Below are 17,214 nucleotides of genomic sequence, written 5' to 3'. Positions count from 1 at the left end.
TTATTTATACTTTGATGCCATCAATTTCCGCGACGGTCAATATATCTTTATCCCCACGGCCCGATAGGTTTACCACAATGACTTCATCTGGACGCATTTCTGCTGCCAGCTTGTCGGCATATGCAATGGCGTGACTTGATTCCAATGCTGGCATAATGCCTTCTTCTTTGGTCAGCATTCGGAATGCTGCCATTGCCTCATCATCATTAATAGTCACATATTTTACACGACCAATATCTCTTAACCACGCGTGCTCTGGTCCGACACCAGGGTAATCCAAACCGGCAGACACTGAGTGCGTTTCGATAATCTGACCGTTTTCATCTTCCATCAGATAAGTGCGGTTCCCATGCAGAACCCCAGGGATACCATCATTCAGTGGCGCAGCATGCTTACCGGTTTCCAACCCCAGCCCACCGGCCTCAACGCCGTACATTTTAACAGTATCGTCTTGCAAAAACGGATGAAATAAACCGATTGCGTTTGACCCACCACCAACACAGGCAACAAGGGCGTCCGGGAGCTTTCCGGTCATCTCCTGGCATTGCACACGAGCTTCACGGCCAATAACACATTGAAAGTCGCGCACCAACTGCGGATAAGGATGAGGACCGGCAACCGTACCGATAATATAAAAGGTGTTATCAACGTTCGTTACCCAGTCGCGCATGGCTTCGTTCATTGCATCTTTTAATGTACGAGAACCCGATTCCACAGGCACCACAGTCGCGCCAAGAAGCTTCATACGGTACACATTAAGCGCCTGACGTTGAACGTCCTCCGCACCCATATAGACAACGCATTCCAGCCCCAATCGAGCTGCAACAGTAGCCGAAGCTACCCCATGTTGTCCTGCGCCGGTTTCAGCAATTACACGAGTTTTTCCGGTATGTTTGGCCAACAAAGCCTGGCCGATTGTATTGTTTACCTTGTGAGCACCGGTGTGGTTCAAGTCTTCCCGCTTTAAATATATTTGCGCTCCTCCACGACGTTTTGACCACCGCTCAGCGTGATACAAAGGAGAAGGTCGACCAACGTAGTGGGCCAGGTCTTTATCAAACTCAGCCAAAAATTCCGGGTCGTTTTTTACTCGTTCGTAGATGTCTTTTAACTCATCGAGAGCATGCATCAACGTCTCTGATACATATCTGCCACCAAACTCACCAAAACGACCTTTCTCGTCCGGCATAGCAGAATAATCAATTTTTGCGCTCACTGTTGACTCCTCGGTCATTAATCGCAGGTATTTGCGTTAGTAACAAACGCCTTTATTTTATTGTCATTTTTGATACCGGGAGAGTCTTCCACTCCCCCACTAACATCAACACCATAAGGTGCAATAGTGCGAACAGCATCACCTACATTTTCCGGGTTTAAACCACCGGCCAAAACAATAGACTTTCTCAGCTCATGGGGAATGACGCTCCAATCGAAACGGCTTCCTGTTCCCCCCGGCACTCCCTCTTTGTAAGCATCGAGCAATACGCCCGATGCTGAAGGGTATTCGGCTACTTCAGCAACTACGTCAATACCGGGCTTCATCTGTATTGCTTTGATAAAAGGTCGATGAAACTGATGGCAAAAACTATCGGTTTCAGCCCCATGAAACTGGATAAGATTCAAAGGCACCTTGCTCAACACTTCCTCAACGTAATACGGCTCAGGATCAACGAATAGACCAACAACAGTTATTAAAGGACCTGCAGCAAGGGCTATATCACGTGCCAGGGACAAATCCGGGAGATACCGCGAACTCTTTGAAAAAAAGACCAAACCGATTGCATCTGCTCCGGCATTTGAAGCCGCAACAGCATCGGAGGGTCGGGTAATCCCGCATATTTTGACTCGGGTTCGAACACTCATGTGCAATAAATAACCGGAATATATTGTTGTTGAGCACAGCTTTTTAGCAAGGGCGAAATGGTAGCAGATTTTTTTGTCGGAAGTGGCCTCGGTGGTAAAAATAGTTTGATAAGATTTTGAACTACAACGCCAGGAAAAACGGGCCTGGCACGACCTCTGGCAGGTCAAAATGCTCGGGGTAAGCTACCGAAACCAAATACAAGCCATAAGCGGGAGCGGTTGCAGGCGCCAGCATCCGGTTCTTTTCCAACAATAGCTCTTGTACCCACTGCGGCTCATACTTGCCTTTTCCCACTGCCAACAGCGCCCCTACAATATTACGCACCATATGGTAAAGAAAAGCATTCGCCTGAATATCCAGTACAACAAATGCACCATGACGGGAAACCCGAGCAAAGTGTATACAACGAACCGCATGGGCCGCTTGGCATTGTGCCGCCCTGAACGAGCTAAAATCCTGCTCCCCCACCAAATAGCCTGCCGCCTGGTTCATTTTCTCCACATCCAACACGTCGGTAATATGAGTCACCTGCTTATTTAGTACCGCAGGCCGAGTGGGGTTCGAGTACAAGATATAACGGTAACGTCGGGACGAGGCGCTAAAACGTGCGTGGAACTGTTCTGGAACTACACGCCCCCATTGCACACGCACAGAATCCGGTAGACGTGTATTAACCCCATGAACCCATGCTTTATCAGGCCGTCTAGCCTGCGTATCAAAGTGCACAACCTGACCGGTTCCGTGTACTCCCGCATCGGTCCGACCAGCACAAACCAGAGTTATCTCTTCATTTGCCACAAAGGACAATGCTTTTTCCAAAGCCTCTTGAACGGTATTCGATGCAGAGGTTTGCTTTTGAAACCCTTTTAGTTGAGAGCCGTCGTATTCAACACCTAATGCCACACGATACATATTATCCGGAAAGACCATTCCCGGTTTTATTTCGCAGTTACGGGAGTATTCCGTGACATTAACATTAGACATAATCAATTATTCACAGGGTTCGGCAGAAAAGAAGCTCCCAATATAAAAGAGTTGAATCACTTCCTACCAAGTAATTTATATACACAATTAATCCGGGTAAATGATACCGCGTTGAAAGGGCGTAAACAGCACAATATGAAATGATTCTAAGCTGGCCATAAAAAAAGCCTTGTTTACCGATGGCAAACAAGGCTTTGTAGATATGGGGGGATCTTTAACCCTCTAGTCTGGCAATCAGGTTTTTCGCTTCTTGCTTCTGCTGATCATTACCTTCTTTCATGATCTCTTCAATGATGTCACGAGCGCCTTCGGTATCGTCCATATCAATATAAGCGCGGGCCAAATCCAACTTTGTTGCCACTTCATCACTGTCACTCAAGAAGCCCAGGTCTTCATCATCACCCGCCGCTTCCGGATCAACTTCAGGTATCTCAAAATCAAGATCTGAATCAGGTACTTCAGCAATTGCCTCTTGGAACATGGTGTCTTCACCCATTTCCAAATCAGACTCATCAAACTCAACGGACTCAGTCTCACGAGGCTCATCCAAATCGTCTTCCAAATCGAAATCCACCTCAGGCTCTTCCATTACCGTTGCTGTAGGAGGAGCTTCTGGGGCAGGCTCAACGTCAAAAGACAATTCATCATCAAGATCAGCCAGATCGCTATCGATGTCGCTGGTAAGCGCATCCAACTCTTCGTCAAGTGCGGACAAATCCATATCATCTGCGGCAATATCCAAATCGTCTTCTTTGCTGCTCTCAACTTCTAAATTTATAGCTGGGGAAATTAACGTTTCTTTTTCAGACCATGAACTAATAGGCTCTGGTTCAGATTCAGTTGATTCAAGTTCAAGTTCATCTTCCAAATCAAGAGAAATCTCATCTTCAGATTCAGCAATATCTTCAGCTGTTTCTTCAAGATCAAAAGAACCATCCAAAGCAACATCTAACGCAGCCAAATCAGATTCCAGAGACTCAGGTTCAGCGACTTCAGCTTCTGGTTCCTCAATATCAAAGTCAATACTCAAATCAGAAAGGTCATCCTCGGCTTCTTCATCACTGGATTCGTCCTCAAGAGAAAGGTCATCACCCAAATCCAGATCACCAAGATCAAACTCTTCTTCTGCCTCGTCGTTCTGACTCTCTTCAGGTAACTCCAGCTCCAGCTCGCTATCCAAGGCGGACAGGTCTGTCTCACCTAGTTCATCCAACCCCTCTTCGAGGTCGAAGTCGATAGAAAGCTCGTCTTCAGCTTCTTCTGATGAAGGCATTTCAGGGCTTTCAAAATCAATCGAGAAATCGTCTTCATCATCTTTGGACTCTGGTTTTTCAACAGAGTCAAAATCAAGATCTAGCTCACCAAGTTCATCTTCGAGATTGGTTTCCGTGTCGAAATTTAAATCCAGGTCATCGCCTAAATCGACATCGCTTTCATCGGTCGACTCCAGAGAAGTTTCCAGATCAAAACTTAAGTCATCCTCTTCGGCTGGCTGACTACTCCCTAAATCCAATTCCAGGGATATTTCATCATCCTCGTCAGAGTCTAGGGATAAAGACTCCAGCTCGGCCTCAAAATCTATTTCATCTTCACCACTGTCAGAGACATCTAACTCATCATCTGATTTTGCATCAGACACATCGAATAAGCTCTCATCAAACTCGCCCGCACCGGAAATGGTTTCACGCAGTTGGTGTGCGCGACTGATGGCGCCCTGGTTACCAATTGCGTAGAGCTTGGCAAACTGTGGATCGAAGCTTTCTGCATCCTGTTGGTTTGCGTAAACCTCAAGTAGCTTTAATCGTATATCGGTGTTTTCCGGTTCACGCTCCAAACCTTTAAGCAGCATATCTTCAGCTTGGTCATATTTACCGTAAGCAATATAGATATCCGCTTCCGCAACCACATCCCCCGTTTCCGGTTCAGCTGCTGTGTCATCTTCACGCTCTACGGACTCTTCCTCAGCGGCAGCCGCTTCTTCTACAGGTTCAAAGTCTTCTTCTGGAGCGGTTTCAACTTCCTGCTCTTCAAACAGTGGAGTCTGCTCAAGGAAGTCTTCTTCAAAATCATCTTCTTCAGAAGAACGCTGTTTAAGGAAATAGAAAGCAGCCCCCAGAATAGCGACAACCAACAATCCGATATAAAGGATATTGTCGAGAATCAAATCAAGGATTCCTGATTCCTTCTTAGGCGCAGAAATCACAACTTTATTTCGATCTGGTGCAGCTTCAGGCTTCTCTTCTACTGGAGCAGTCTCGGCAACAGTTGTATCCGTTGCAGGCTCTTCCACAACAGACTCAGATACATCCTCATCAGATGTATTGCTATAGAGGTCATCAACTTCTGGCGCAGTTTCTGTCGCCAAGTCAGCTTCATCCAATCCCATTGATAACGGGTCTTTGGTTCGACCAGCCATTTCACTTTCCGCAGCATCGTCAGTTTCTAATGTTGCTTGCTTTTCAACTTCAGCTAACGCTTCTTGCTCTTCGCGTTGTTTCGCCGCCAACTCAAGCGCCCGCATATCTTCATTATTTAATGCGATCATGCGCTCAAGGGTTTGAATTTGCTCTTCAAGAGATGCAACCTTGGATTGCAAATCAGAGTTTTCACGATTGGTTTTATCTAACTGCTCAAGCGTTATCGCCAGTTCATTTTGTAAAGCTTCAGTACTACCACCAACACCAGTACCTCGCCCTTGGGAACTACCTGACACATCTTCAGGAGATGACAAACTCACCCGCCCTTCTGCTCCTGACGACTCAGACTCATAGGTCGAGTAAGACTTGCTACCTTCCAACTGAGGTCCTGAATCTGCCGGTAAACTCGCACCGCCCATCCAGGCGTTATTCTGTACAGCCACCAGCTCAACAGCTTGCTGCCTGCCGGTGTCTGTTATTTCGCTGATATCAGGAATGCGTAAAACCTGCCCTTCTTTTAGCAGGTTGATATTGTTATTAATGAACGCCTGAGGGTTTTTCCGCTGAATAGCCAGCATTGTCTGCTGTACCGTTACAGATCGATTAGGCCGGACACTAGATGCAATTTCCCATAATGTATCGTTTGCATTAACGAACACCTCATCACCTGCAGTGGCACGAGGCTGTAGGGGTTGGCTTGAGGATACGCCGGAAGGCCGAGCAGATTGACCACCGGGTGGAGTGTATGCTGAACGAGGGTTGTAACGAGAACCGGAGTTATCTACTGTCGCTTTAGGTGCTGGCTGTACAGTACTGGCAGGTTGCTGCTGAACAGGGGCAGGAGTAATAGGCTGAGCTGTATCACCCGCATAAACAGGCAGATCCATTAATAAGGTATATTCTCTCAACAATCGACCACTTGGCCATTGCACCTGAACGATGAAGTTGAGGAAAGGTTCACGAACAGTTTTTCTAGAAGAAACCTGGATACTTCCCCCACCGTTGCCGTCAAGAACCACCTTAAAGCGGAGATCGCTCAAGAAGAATGGCTTATCAACGCCTACTCGCTGGAAGTCTTCGTTGGTCGCCAAACCGACAAGAATCTCCGACTCAGAGAGATCTTTTGCCTGTAACAGTTCAATTTCAGCCTGTAACGGCTCATTTAAATTCGACTGTAAGTTAATTTTGCCAAGCCCTAAAGCAACAGAGAACTGCGACACCAGAGTGGTCGACAAAGCAATAACAACAATCAGTAATCGACGGCCCATAATAGGAAGATCCTTTATTTGATCCCCAACCTGAGCCCATTTCAGTTCTTGTTGTAATTTGCTCAAGTTGTAATCAGGTTATTTGTTAGCGATATTCGCCGGCAAAAACCTCGAATAATCTTTCAGTATTGGTCGTAAGTATTCATTATAAATAGGTTTTTTTCAACTTATGCCCAATTCATTTAAGGAAAAAATCAAGTAGAAATGCGACTTTTTTATCTAAATTAGACGAAATCCCCCTGTCGCATTGGGAATTACACCTGCAGGCATAGCAAATGAATGCATAATATCGACGGCAAAGATCGGGAACAGAAGGACAACCTAGGCACCCGCTTCACCACTTAGAGCTTCAACCGAAGCACTGCCCCACACCAACGAGTATAGGTAACGAAGCGACAGAGAACCCTGCCGCACGATTTCAGCACCTACAAAAAAGCCACGGAACGAGGCATCCCGCCTTCATAGTTGGCCGTGTACCACTTTATAGACCACGCTTGCTCCCTCTCCGATTACCTGGACTATTGCTGACCAAACTTGTTTGCAAGATCTTCCGCGCAAATACCAGCAACGTGCGTATAAATTTCATTCATACGCTGGGTATCTTTATCCTTAACCTTAGTAAACTTGATTTGCAGGTTTTTATCCGCTCCCAGAGAGGCCACTCCGCAGGTTTGTCGCCATAGAACCTCACCATTCGGAGCAATTAGCTCTCCACGAAAAGCGGTGGAATATTGGTATGTCGTCCAGGCCATTGGACGGTACGCCAATTGATTGGAGACCATACCAACAGCCAATGTATAGTTTTGACTGGCCGGTACTTCATCGTAAAACTCCAGACTGTCAGGCATAGGTAGAATATTCATTCCGGACAAATCGATAAGCTCTGTTCTGAGCTTTCTAGCGACTAACTCCGAAGGGTTTTCGAGCTTTAACCCGTCAGCGGCGGACCCCAACTTATCCGCATAAAAAATGGTGTGAATGCCGAGTGTTCCACTCTCCATCAATGCTTTCATGGGTGTCGTGATATTGATTTCCGGATCAGTGAGAACCACGACATCCACTGGCTTAAAATCGATCGAATCCAGCACCGTATCGTGACTTATTTGGACTGGGGACGGCGCACAGCCCGACAGAAAAAGAGAGAAAGCCGAAACGATAAAAGCTAATCGGAGGAACATATTGCAAAAACCCTTAAGATGCATCCGGCGACAAAAGCTCTCACATCTTCAGCTTATGCGGCCACGATAGTTAAAAATAGAAACAGATATCGACAGCAAACAGAGGCACAAAGCTATCGTCGAACACAAAAAAAAGCCACCTAAAAAGGTGGCTTAAGACATATGTATAATTAATCCGTTAACTCAATCACAAAGAACATCCAGTCCTTCTAACAGCCTCCGAGCTGTGTCCAGGCGCTTGTCCAGGCCCAACCAACGCCAGGCTCATAGGGGCCGCCAACCGAACACCATCCGCCAACAGTACAACGGTATTCATTACCGACATTCTGTACTACATCCCCAGTGCTGTATGGCGAACCATCAACATAAGCAGGCGATGTACATGAACCGCCGCTGGATGAGCTGGAGCTACTGGTGGAAGATGAACTTGTGCTACTGGATGAGCTTGAACTGGACGAACTAACTAACGTACCGCGAGGGTAATCAAACGAAACGGCGTAGGTTTGCCCACCAAAAGATACAGTCCAGTTAGAGTACATGGATGTCGGCAGCTGTTGCGCGAACGTAATGGTCACACTCGCACCTGGCGCTAAAGATTGCCAAGAAGGCATTGTTAAGCGAGCCAAATGGTAGTTGCTATCTAACCCTGGCGCGCCAGTGTTATTGCCGGAATGACCATCCTGGACCAGAGTCAAAGTAAACCCGGACTGGTTCGATACCGTGCCCACATCAGACGTACCATAGTTGAACTCAAACACCGCCCCACCAGGAATCGTCATTGACGAGTCATTAGTCAGAGTCAACTTGCCAGTAATCGGGAAGTTGGAATCACCAACAGGATACCCGCCCAAGCTATAGGACATCGGCAATACCTGAGTTGGCATAGCCCGTTCGGCTTTGGTTGCATTGTAAGGTGAAGCATTAGCAAACTTGTTGTAGATGGTTGTGGTCAGGGTATCCCCCATTCCACATTCACCGCTGGCCGGACAATCATAGTCACCGGACAACTCCCAGAACATGATGCCGCCAATTCCCTTATCGATCACATAATCCGACTTGGTATTCAGTGACTGCTCATCCTCCGTCGAAAGGAAAACGCGTTTTTCCGCATTCCACAGCCAAGGCGTAACCATAGTAGCGTTGTAATAACGGGTGTAGGTTCCGGTAAGCTGGTCATCTGGATCATTGGCAGGATCAAGACCAAAGGCGCCGATGTAACTACCCGCTAAACCACGCTCCAGGTTTTTCGCATGCCACATTGGGTTGGCTCCAGCAGGCACTTCCAAACCGGTTATAGGATCAAGGTCATGCCAGATATTGTCGATACCGATTGCACCATTACCACAGGGTACGGTCGACCCCACTGTTCCACCTGTTCCTTCAGGACACTGTGTTTGATCAGGTAAAGGCGCTTTACCCCATAAGCCGTTGGTTCCGCCCTGAACATCGCGCCAACCGCGGGTGTAGTATGGAACGCCGATATTGAGTCGGCCCGCAGGCATTGAGCCACGGAAATAATGGTAGGCCCAGTCGGTATTCAAATAACCAATGCCATATACACCATAGAAATTCCAGAACACCAACTCAGGATCTTGCCCATCATCGTACAAGGCCGCATTCGGGCCGACATACTCGTTCCAGGCACCGTGCAAGTCGTAAGACATAATATTCAGGTAATCCAGATATTCGGTAACCTGATACATGTCCATACCTCGTAACATATACCCCGACGAAGGTGCGGCAACAGTTAACAGATAGTGCTTACCATCCTGTTCACCGGCTGCATCCAGTGCATTTCGCAATTTCCGCATAAGCACCACATAACTGGCCATCAAACTGGAACGTCGAGCCTCTGAGAATGGGAAGTCCAAAGGGTTACCCGCGTATGGCATTGAAGTGGCATATTCGTAATCGATATCGATACCATCAAAACCGTAAGTACGCAGGAAGTTCACCGCAGATTGGGCAAAGGTATCCATGTTGGCTTCGCTATCTGTCAGCGTATAAAAACCACCATCACTTACACGAGTGCCTGTTGAATCGAAATGTCCACCGGTTTCAGCCCAACCTCCCACGGAGACCATGGTTTTAACCTGTGGGTACATTTTTTTGTATTTGTTAAATAAGTTGAAGTGACCGTTAAACGAGTATTCTGGATCCATTTCCGCCCCAGCCACACCAGGCCAAGTCATGCCAGTCGCGGGGTTTTCCGGGTTATTCGGGTCACCAATGGAGACCTGACTGTTTTCAACATGAGCGAACGCATAATTAATATGTGTAATCTTATCCCAGGGAATATCTTTAACGATGTATTGGGGTCGTCCGTCTTTACCATGTCGCCATGCGGGGAAGTAGCCAATGATACGACGATTGATTGCCATCTTCTCCCGACCATCCGTATCGTAAACATCACAATATGCAGACTGAACACCGGGTGCAGTGTATAAGCCATCAGGACGACACGCCGCATGATCCACACCACCGGATGAACTTGAGGAACTGGAAGAGCTACTGCTTGAGGATGAAGAAGAGCTGCTACTCGAGGAAGAAGACGAACTACTGGAAGAACTCGATGAGCTCGAACTACTACTAGAAGAAGATGAAGAAGAACTGCTGGACGAACTTGAGGAACTGGAACTGCTTGAACTGGACGAACTGCTGCTCGATGAACTTGTGGATGAGCAACCTCCTAGAGAACTCCAGGCATATTGCCACGCCCAGCCAACACCTGGCTCATAGGGGCCACCCACCGTACACCAACCACCGACGGTACAATTAAATGCTTCATTAATATTCTGCACTATGTCTCCGGTGTTATAGCTACTGCCGTCAACATATTGCGGTACACCATTACAATCGTAGGCCTGTGACTCAAGAGAAAAAGCCCCAGCCGCCAGCAATAATAAGCCACCGACTTTTTTTATTTTTTCTGCCGAAATCATTTAGGTTTCTCCAATAATAGGATAGAACGTAAAAGCATGAACAATACCCAGAGACAAACACGTTCTCTGAACGGTGTTCAAATATTTTGCTGTCTTAATAAAGTGAGCAAAGTCCTTTTAAACAACCCTTACCTGTATTCATTTCCCTGTGAAGACGTATTCGTTTCCAAACAGCATTATTGTTTTGTACCAGTGTTTGAAAACTTCAGAAGAGTATGGATGAAGGACGGAACAGACGCCGAGCGGCCAGAATGACTTACACGCCATCCCTAGATTAATTCTTAATAAAAAAAATAATAGAAATTCGGATACCCCGAAAAAAATGTTTGAGAAATATCAGCCATTGATTGATAGATACAATTGCTATTACCGAGCTAACAGATTGGTTAAAAGAAGCCCCCTATCGACACAAAATAATGATACGAGCGAATAGAAAAATATAATCCAGATAGCTTTATCGATGATAAGACCTACCACTTACCATTGTTGAATATTTCAATCAACAATGCACAGCTATGCATACACAATAGAATTCACTTAACACCGACTGAGGGAAGAATACTGTGATTGTTCAACTGATTTATTTAATATACAAAATGATGTACGACTATGAAAAGATACATATTTTTACTACTAGTAGGGCTCTTTGGGTGTAGCCAACAATCCGTCCAAAATGAACAGACAAACAATACAGTTGCGCAGGGCACAGTAATTAATAGCATTGCCAACTCTACGGCCATATCCCGAGCCAAACTCCAAGAAAACCCGCTTCAGTCCATCAACATATACCTTCCGCCCAATTACAGTAAGACAAATAAGCGTTACCCTGTAATCTATTTTTTACATGGCTTTGGTGGAAGTAACGACGTAGTTACCAAAAACAAAGAAAGAATTGATCAAGCTATTGCTAATAAAGCAAAAGAATTTATTTTTGTTGAACCAAACGGCAACAGTTCTCTTGGCGGTTCTTTTTACGCAAACTCACCTGCAATGGGTAATTGGGAAGATTACATCGTAAAGGAACTTATCCCTTACATCGATAAAAGCTATCGTACAATCAACAGTAAACAAGGTAGAGGGCTCGCTGGATTTTCAATGGGTGGCACAGGTACAATCAATATCGGTTTTAAACACCCCGACAAATTTAACGCAATATACTCATTTGCCGCTGGCGTACTTCAACCCGGTGATTTAGAAAACATGATCAAATCCTGGGGCACAACACGAGAGCATTTTAATTCCTACGGCGCAGCAGCTTCACCGAACCTAAACCTGCCAGCACCTTATGCCGAAATTCCTTTTGAAACCTATACCAATCCAACCAAAAACAAACAAGTTGTTGACCGTTGGTATGCCCTATTTGGCAACCAAGAAAGAAAAATGGACAATTATCTTGAGAATAGTTCCAAACTATCGGGCATAAAAATATCCGTAAATAACGATGATTACTATCCCTGGATTGCTAACGGAAATAAGCACTTTCATCAAGTGCTGAACAAAAAGAAAATTGAACATCAGTTTGACCTAAGAGAGACAGGAAATCACAACCTGAGAGATGACTTTATCGAAAACGAGCTTATTCCATTTTTCAGCCAACACCTCGAATAAAAACCTCAGTGGAGCTAATAGCAATTAGCTCCACATTTCATATTCATTAGCACAACCAATAAAACCCAAAGCAATAACAACACAAGTTAAAAATTGCATACCTAAGTGCTTGTACTAACCACACTTTTTGCTAGACTAGGTGTTTACTTTTCCCTACCTGAGGTTATCACTTGCTCGACCTACTCTTTGATTTTATAGGAATGACCGGCACTACACTGGTGGTTGGTGCCTTTTTTCTGTTACAGCTCGAAAAAATTGCATCTAAAGACCTTAGCTACAACCTGATGAACCTAGCCGGGGCAATACTGCTCATGATCAGCCTCTGCTACAACTTTAATTTAGCAAGCTTTGTGATTGAAATATTCTGGATAGGTGCATCACTCGTTGGCTTAGCCAAGAGTTTAAAACGTGATGATGATGTCAACCCAATGACAGATTAATATAGACTATACTATTGATCACAGGACACACCATACTTGTTAAAGCTATGCTCTATATAACCCTTATGTTCATTATCTACATTCATAATATTTAGTTGAAGCTTATACTCATCATACCCCCTAAAAATTTCACACTTATATTCTTTTTCAAATTCCTCAGGATCAAGGTAATACCTCTGAATGAGCAGTACATCCACTAAAACCTTATCTTTTAGAGTCGTCAACTGATAATTATCCACCGATTTTCGTAAAAGAAAAACATAGATACAACCAAAAACAATAACCAACAACTGAACAAAACAAACTATAGACAATACTTTTATTTTCATGTCATTCACTTATTAACAGCCATACCCATCAACTAACAACTGAAGGCTTTTTTCCCGCCATACCTAGTGTAACGAAGAGGCCTTAAAAGCTATTCCTTTTGACACAACCAAGCAACACCTCCACATTGCTTTCCTTCATCAGGAAAAAATTCTTTCAACTCTGGGTTCCTGTGTAGAAGCATGCGAATTTCATCATCATCCCACTCAAACTGTTTAACTTCTTGCCACAACGGATACAAGCCAATTAATTCTATCTTCAAATAGAGGGTTCCGGACTCTATCAAATACATATCTCCCTGATTCCCTCTCCCGTCAACACGAACATAATCTTCACTTATTGGAGATTTCGATAAGACTGACCGATAAACTCGGTTGTAGCCAAAAACAGGATTAGTCATAAGCACCGGAAAAGCACACAGCAACGCCAATAGAATTAACTTACCCATAACCCCAATTATGCGCCGAACAAATACCAAACCGGCATACCCGATATATACTGATGAAAATACGCTTCCACACCATACGCCACGCAAGCGATTACAAAAACAATAAAATCATTTCGCCAAGGGATACTTTTTTTAACAGGCGGTTTATTTCGCTTATTCAAAGAAACAATTTTGAATATTGAAAACACAACAAAACCGAAAAAGAAAACAAGCGACCACAAATCACCATTTGCAACACAATGGGCAATACCCCATATTATTACTGCAATCAACATCGGATGCCTGACCTTTTGCCCAATATTATTTGGAGCAAACATAGCAACAAGAAAAAATATCGAGAAAAACATCAACACCATAGTAAACTGTTTGATAAGGGCTGATGGCTCATAGATAAAAACAAATTCGGCTTTTGCATACCCTATGCTATATAAAACCAACCCGATTAACGCAATTAATGCATACGCTCCTGCATAGCCATTTTCGCCATACTTGCTGATTAGATTATTTCTCACATTCCCCATGTTGGGCACAAGATGAACCCCAAAAAACAAAACCATTCCAACAATAAAATACACCATAGAACACCCCCATTTTCATCTGGTAACGCGAAAGGAAATAACATCTCATTTGAGATTAATTGTCATTTAAAACACTGAAGATTTTTCTCATTCACATAGATCCGTTATTTTATAAACCTAAATACAAAGAACAACAATCCGTTTCCACCACCCGCTTCAACTTTTCTCTTAATATTTTTTAAGCACAAAAAAAGGCGAGCCTAAGCTCGCCTTTTGGGTATTCACACAACCATTGCTGATTATGATTCTTTTAGGATTCTTAACATTCTGCGAAGTGGCTCAGCGGCACCCCACAACAATTGATCACCTACGGTAAACGCAGACAAGTACTCGGGGCCCATAGACATCTTACGTAAACGGCCAACAGGAATAGATAGCGTGCCTGTTACTTTCGTTGGCGTAAGCTCTTGCAAGGTCACATCACGATCGTTAGGAACAACCTTCACCCAGTCATTCGCTTTGGCAATAATGTCAGATACTTCGTCAAGCGGGATATCTTTTTTCAGCTTGATGGTTAGCGCCTGACTATGACAACGCATTGCACCGATTCGAACACAGATACCGTCTACAGGAACCGGGTTAGCAGAAGAACCAAGGATTTTGTTTGTTTCAACTTCCCCTTTCCACTCCTCACGGCTTTGCCCGCTTTCCAATTGAGAATCGATATAAGGCAACAAGCTACCAGCCAATGGTGCACCGAAATTATCAATCAACAAATCATTGCGCATCGCGGATGCGACTTTACGGTCGATATCCAGAATAGCTGAAGCAGGATCAGCTAACTCAGGCGCAACAGCATCACGAATTTGTCCCATTTGCGTGATCAACTCACGCATATTTTGTGCACCGGCACCACTGGCAGCCTGGTAAGTCATAGCAGTTACCCACTCAACCAACCCTTGCTGGAACAAACCGCCCAAGCCCATTAGCATCAAGCTAACAGTACAGTTACCGCCAATGTAGTTTTTCACACCTTTGGCTAAACCATCACGGATGACAGAATCGTTTACAGGGTCAAGAATAATAAGCGCATCATCAGCCATACGCAGTGAAGATGCCGCATCAATCCAGTAACCATCCCAGCCAGCATTACGCAATTCTGCGAACACTTTACCGGTATAACCACCACCTTGACATGAAATGATGGCGTCCAGCTGTTTTAGCTCTTCCAGATCGTATGCATCTTTAAGCGGGGGAATGTCCACGCCAATGTCTGGCCCCTGGCCACCGACATTGGATGTCGTGAAAAAGACTGGCTCTATATCACGAAAATCGTTTTCTTCCAGCATGCGACCCATTAATACCGAGCCGACCATACCTCGCCAACCTACAAAACCTACTTTCATTTTCTTTACCCTATCCAATAAATGAATATTTCATTGCGTGTTTAAAAATAATTACGCGTTGTTTACTGCCGCGACGACAGCGTCCCCCATTTCTGAGGTGGTTGCTTTTGTTGCGCCTTCAGAATATATATCAGCCGATCTTAGACCTTGATCTAGGACAGCACCAACTGCGTTTTCAATCGTGGCAGCCGCTTCTGGCTCATCCAGCGAGTACTTCAACATCATGGCTGCAGACAAAATAGTTGCCAAAGGGTTGGCAATGTTTTGCCCTGCAATATCTGGCGCGGAACCGTGTACCGGTTCATACAACCCTTTACCTTCTGCGTTAAGCGATGCGGACGGCAGCATCCCAATGGAACCGGTAAGCATGGCAGCCGTATCAGAAAGAATATCGCCAAACATGTTACCCGTTACAATGACATCAAACTGCTTGGGCGCCCTTACCAACTGCATCGCCGCGTTATCCACATACATATGGGACAACTCAACATCCGGATATTCTTTCGCAAGAGACTGGATAATCTCACGCCATAAGACGGTTGCTTCCAATACATTGGCTTTATCCACCGAGCACACTTTACCGCTACGCTTACGCGCCATTTCAAAAGCAGTACGGCCTATGCGCTCGATTTCAGACTCCGAATACACATAGGTGTTATAGCCCTGGCGCTCACCGTTGTCGAGCAAACGAATACCACGAGGCTCACCAAAATAAATACCGCCGGTAAGCTCGCGAACAATCAGTATGTCCAAACCCGCCACGATCTCAGACTTCAACGTGGACGCTTCAGCCAGCTGTGGATACAAAATTGCTGGACGAAGATTGGCGTACAAACCCATTTCGTAGCGGATTTTCAACAACCCTTTTTCCGGACGAATAGCAGAATCAAGATTATCCCATTTCGGACCACCAACAGCGCCCATTAAAACTGCATCGGCCGCTTTACACTTTTCCAATGTTGAATTGGCAAGAGGCACACCGTACTCATCAATCGCACAGCCGCCGATAAAGTCTTCCTGAAACTTAAAGCTGATTTTGTGCTTTTCACTTACGGCTTTAAGTACCTTTACCGCTTCGGTCATAATTTCCGGGCCAATACCATCGCCCGCTAATAAAACAATTTTTTTAGTCAAGGTAGTTTCCTCTATAACACCAATTAGGAAATCGTGTTAAACAGCCAGGGAGCCGTTTGCTTACGTTGCTCTTCATAGATTTTGATTTTATCTGCATCCTGTAGCGTCAGGCTAATGTCATCAAAACCATTTAATAAACAATGCTTTCTAAATTCGTCGATATCGAAGCTGTGTGCAGCACCAGATGGTGTCACCACTTGCTGTGCTTCCAGGTCGATCGTAAGCGAATACCCTTCGGTCGCATACATTTCCTGGAACAATCCTTCAACAATATCATCAGCCAGCACGATTGGTAACAAGCCATTTTTAAAACAGTTGTTATAAAAAATATCGGCAAAACTGGGAGCAATGATGGCACGAAAACCATATTCATCCAGCGCCCAGGGAGCATGCTCCCGGCTTGAACCACAACCAAAATTTTCTCTTGCAAGCAAGACACTCGCACCCTGATAGCGAGAAAAATTAAGCGGGAACTCTTCATTTAATGGACGATTGCTATTGTCCATTCCCGGCTCGCCCGTATCAAGATAACGCAGTTCATCGAATAAGTTAGGGCCGAAACCTGTTCGCTTGATCGATTTTAGAAATTGCTTCGGGATAATCAGATCTGTATCCACATTTGCCCGGTCCATTGGAGCAGCCAGGCCAGTATGTTGAGTAAAACTTTTCATTGCTATATA

General features: G+C 45.0%; 14 protein-coding genes. 2 read left to right on the top strand and 12 right to left on the bottom strand.

Annotated elements, in window-relative coordinates; all coding sequences use genetic code 11:
• Window positions 1-4: 4 nt before the first annotated feature.
• The 6 genes from trpB to P5V12_RS07280 all read right to left on the bottom strand — a co-directional run bounded on the left by trpB (window position 5) and on the right by P5V12_RS07280 (window position 10,653).
• Window positions 5-1,234: a tryptophan synthase subunit beta gene (gene trpB, locus P5V12_RS07305; RefSeq protein WP_316956694.1), complete on the bottom strand. Its 1,230-nt coding sequence runs from the start codon at window positions 1,232-1,234 to the stop codon at window positions 5-7.
• A complete protein-coding gene (locus P5V12_RS07300; RefSeq protein ID WP_316956693.1) occupies window positions 1,234-1,863 on the bottom strand; it encodes a phosphoribosylanthranilate isomerase in 630 nt (209 codons plus the stop codon). The genes trpB and P5V12_RS07300 overlap by 1 nt, the downstream gene beginning before the upstream one ends.
• Window positions 1,864-1,984: 121 nt before the next feature.
• Window positions 1,985-2,848, bottom strand: coding sequence for a tRNA pseudouridine(38-40) synthase TruA (gene truA / locus P5V12_RS07295; protein ID WP_316956692.1), 864 nt, complete (start codon window positions 2,846-2,848; stop codon window positions 1,985-1,987).
• A 214-nt stretch (window positions 2,849-3,062) separates the two neighbouring features.
• Window positions 3,063-6,599, bottom strand: a complete 3,537-nt coding sequence (locus tag P5V12_RS07290; protein WP_316956691.1) for a FimV/HubP family polar landmark protein — start codon at window positions 6,597-6,599, stop codon at window positions 3,063-3,065.
• 452 nt (window positions 6,600-7,051) lie between these two features.
• Window positions 7,052-7,711, bottom strand: a complete 660-nt coding sequence (locus tag P5V12_RS07285) for a hypothetical protein (RefSeq protein ID WP_316956690.1) — start codon at window positions 7,709-7,711, stop codon at window positions 7,052-7,054.
• A gap of 209 nt (window positions 7,712-7,920) precedes the next feature.
• On the bottom strand, window positions 7,921-10,653 hold the full coding sequence (locus tag P5V12_RS07280; RefSeq protein WP_316956689.1) for a glycosyl hydrolase family 18 protein: 2,733 nt from the start codon (window positions 10,651-10,653) through the stop codon (window positions 7,921-7,923).
• A gap of 609 nt (window positions 10,654-11,262) precedes the next feature.
• Between P5V12_RS07280 and P5V12_RS07275 the strand changes: the two genes are divergently transcribed.
• Together P5V12_RS07275 and P5V12_RS07270 are read left to right on the top strand one after the other, a co-directional pair.
• Window positions 11,263-12,261 carry an alpha/beta hydrolase gene (locus P5V12_RS07275; RefSeq protein WP_316956688.1) on the top strand — a complete coding sequence of 333 codons (999 nt, stop codon included), beginning with the start codon at window positions 11,263-11,265 and terminating at the stop codon, window positions 12,259-12,261.
• Window positions 12,262-12,431: 170 nt separating this feature from the next.
• Window positions 12,432-12,701, top strand: a complete 270-nt coding sequence (locus tag P5V12_RS07270) for a CBU_0592 family membrane protein (protein WP_316956687.1) — start codon at window positions 12,432-12,434, stop codon at window positions 12,699-12,701.
• Between the two features lie 11 nt (window positions 12,702-12,712).
• Here the strand turns inward: P5V12_RS07270 and P5V12_RS07265 are convergent, their stop codons facing one another.
• From P5V12_RS07265 to leuD, 6 genes are all read right to left on the bottom strand, one after another.
• Window positions 12,713-13,030 (bottom strand): hypothetical protein, encoded by a 318-nt coding sequence (locus P5V12_RS07265; RefSeq protein ID WP_316956686.1) that lies wholly within the window; start codon window positions 13,028-13,030, stop codon window positions 12,713-12,715.
• Between the two features lie 89 nt (window positions 13,031-13,119).
• On the bottom strand, window positions 13,120-13,476 hold the full coding sequence (locus tag P5V12_RS07260) for a hypothetical protein (RefSeq protein ID WP_316956685.1): 357 nt from the start codon (window positions 13,474-13,476) through the stop codon (window positions 13,120-13,122).
• Between the two features lie 8 nt (window positions 13,477-13,484).
• A complete protein-coding gene (locus P5V12_RS07255; RefSeq protein ID WP_316956684.1) occupies window positions 13,485-14,054 on the bottom strand; it encodes an NnrU family protein in 570 nt (189 codons plus the stop codon).
• 239 nt (window positions 14,055-14,293) lie between these two features.
• Window positions 14,294-15,400 carry an aspartate-semialdehyde dehydrogenase gene (asd, locus tag P5V12_RS07250; protein WP_316956683.1) on the bottom strand — a complete coding sequence of 369 codons (1,107 nt, stop codon included), beginning with the start codon at window positions 15,398-15,400 and terminating at the stop codon, window positions 14,294-14,296.
• 51 nt (window positions 15,401-15,451) lie between these two features.
• Complete coding sequence (gene leuB, locus P5V12_RS07245; RefSeq protein WP_316956682.1) at window positions 15,452-16,534, bottom strand: 3-isopropylmalate dehydrogenase; 1,083 nt, start codon at window positions 16,532-16,534, stop codon at window positions 15,452-15,454.
• Window positions 16,535-16,557: 23 nt separating this feature from the next.
• Window positions 16,558-17,205, bottom strand: coding sequence for a 3-isopropylmalate dehydratase small subunit (gene leuD / locus P5V12_RS07240; RefSeq protein WP_316956681.1), 648 nt, complete (start codon window positions 17,203-17,205; stop codon window positions 16,558-16,560).
• Between the last annotated feature and the right edge of the window lie 9 nt (window positions 17,206-17,214).

It is taken from the genome of Teredinibacter sp. KSP-S5-2 (genome assembly GCF_032773895.1).
In the GTDB taxonomy this organism is placed as follows: Bacteria; Pseudomonadota; Gammaproteobacteria; order Pseudomonadales; family Cellvibrionaceae.
Note: the sequence above shows the minus strand (reverse complement) of the source record. Positions and strands in the feature narration are given on the sequence as shown.

Bases quoted from the DNA above. Each gene is read 5' to 3' on its own strand.
- trpB (WP_316956694.1), bottom strand. From the start codon at position 1,234: ATGACCGAGGAGTCAACAGTGAGCGCAAAAATTGATTATTCTGCTATG.
- P5V12_RS07300 (WP_316956693.1), bottom strand. From the start codon at position 1,863: ATGAGTGTTCGAACCCGAGTCAAAATATGCGGGATTACCCGACCCTCC.
- truA (WP_316956692.1), bottom strand. From the start codon at position 2,848: ATGTCTAATGTTAATGTCACGGAATACTCCCGTAACTGCGAAATAAAA.
- P5V12_RS07285 (WP_316956690.1), bottom strand. From the start codon at position 7,711: ATGTTCCTCCGATTAGCTTTTATCGTTTCGGCTTTCTCTCTTTTTCTG.
- P5V12_RS07280 (WP_316956689.1), bottom strand. From the start codon at position 10,653: ATGATTTCGGCAGAAAAAATAAAAAAAGTCGGTGGCTTATTATTGCTG.
- P5V12_RS07275 (WP_316956688.1), top strand. From the start codon at position 11,263: ATGAAAAGATACATATTTTTACTACTAGTAGGGCTCTTTGGGTGTAGC.
- P5V12_RS07265 (WP_316956686.1), bottom strand. From the start codon at position 13,030: ATGAAAATAAAAGTATTGTCTATAGTTTGTTTTGTTCAGTTGTTGGTT.
- P5V12_RS07260 (WP_316956685.1), bottom strand. From the start codon at position 13,476: ATGGGTAAGTTAATTCTATTGGCGTTGCTGTGTGCTTTTCCGGTGCTT.
- P5V12_RS07255 (WP_316956684.1), bottom strand. From the start codon at position 14,054: ATGGTGTATTTTATTGTTGGAATGGTTTTGTTTTTTGGGGTTCATCTT.
- asd (WP_316956683.1), bottom strand. From the start codon at position 15,400: ATGAAAGTAGGTTTTGTAGGTTGGCGAGGTATGGTCGGCTCGGTATTA.
- leuD (WP_316956681.1), bottom strand. From the start codon at position 17,205: ATGAAAAGTTTTACTCAACATACTGGCCTGGCTGCTCCAATGGACCGG.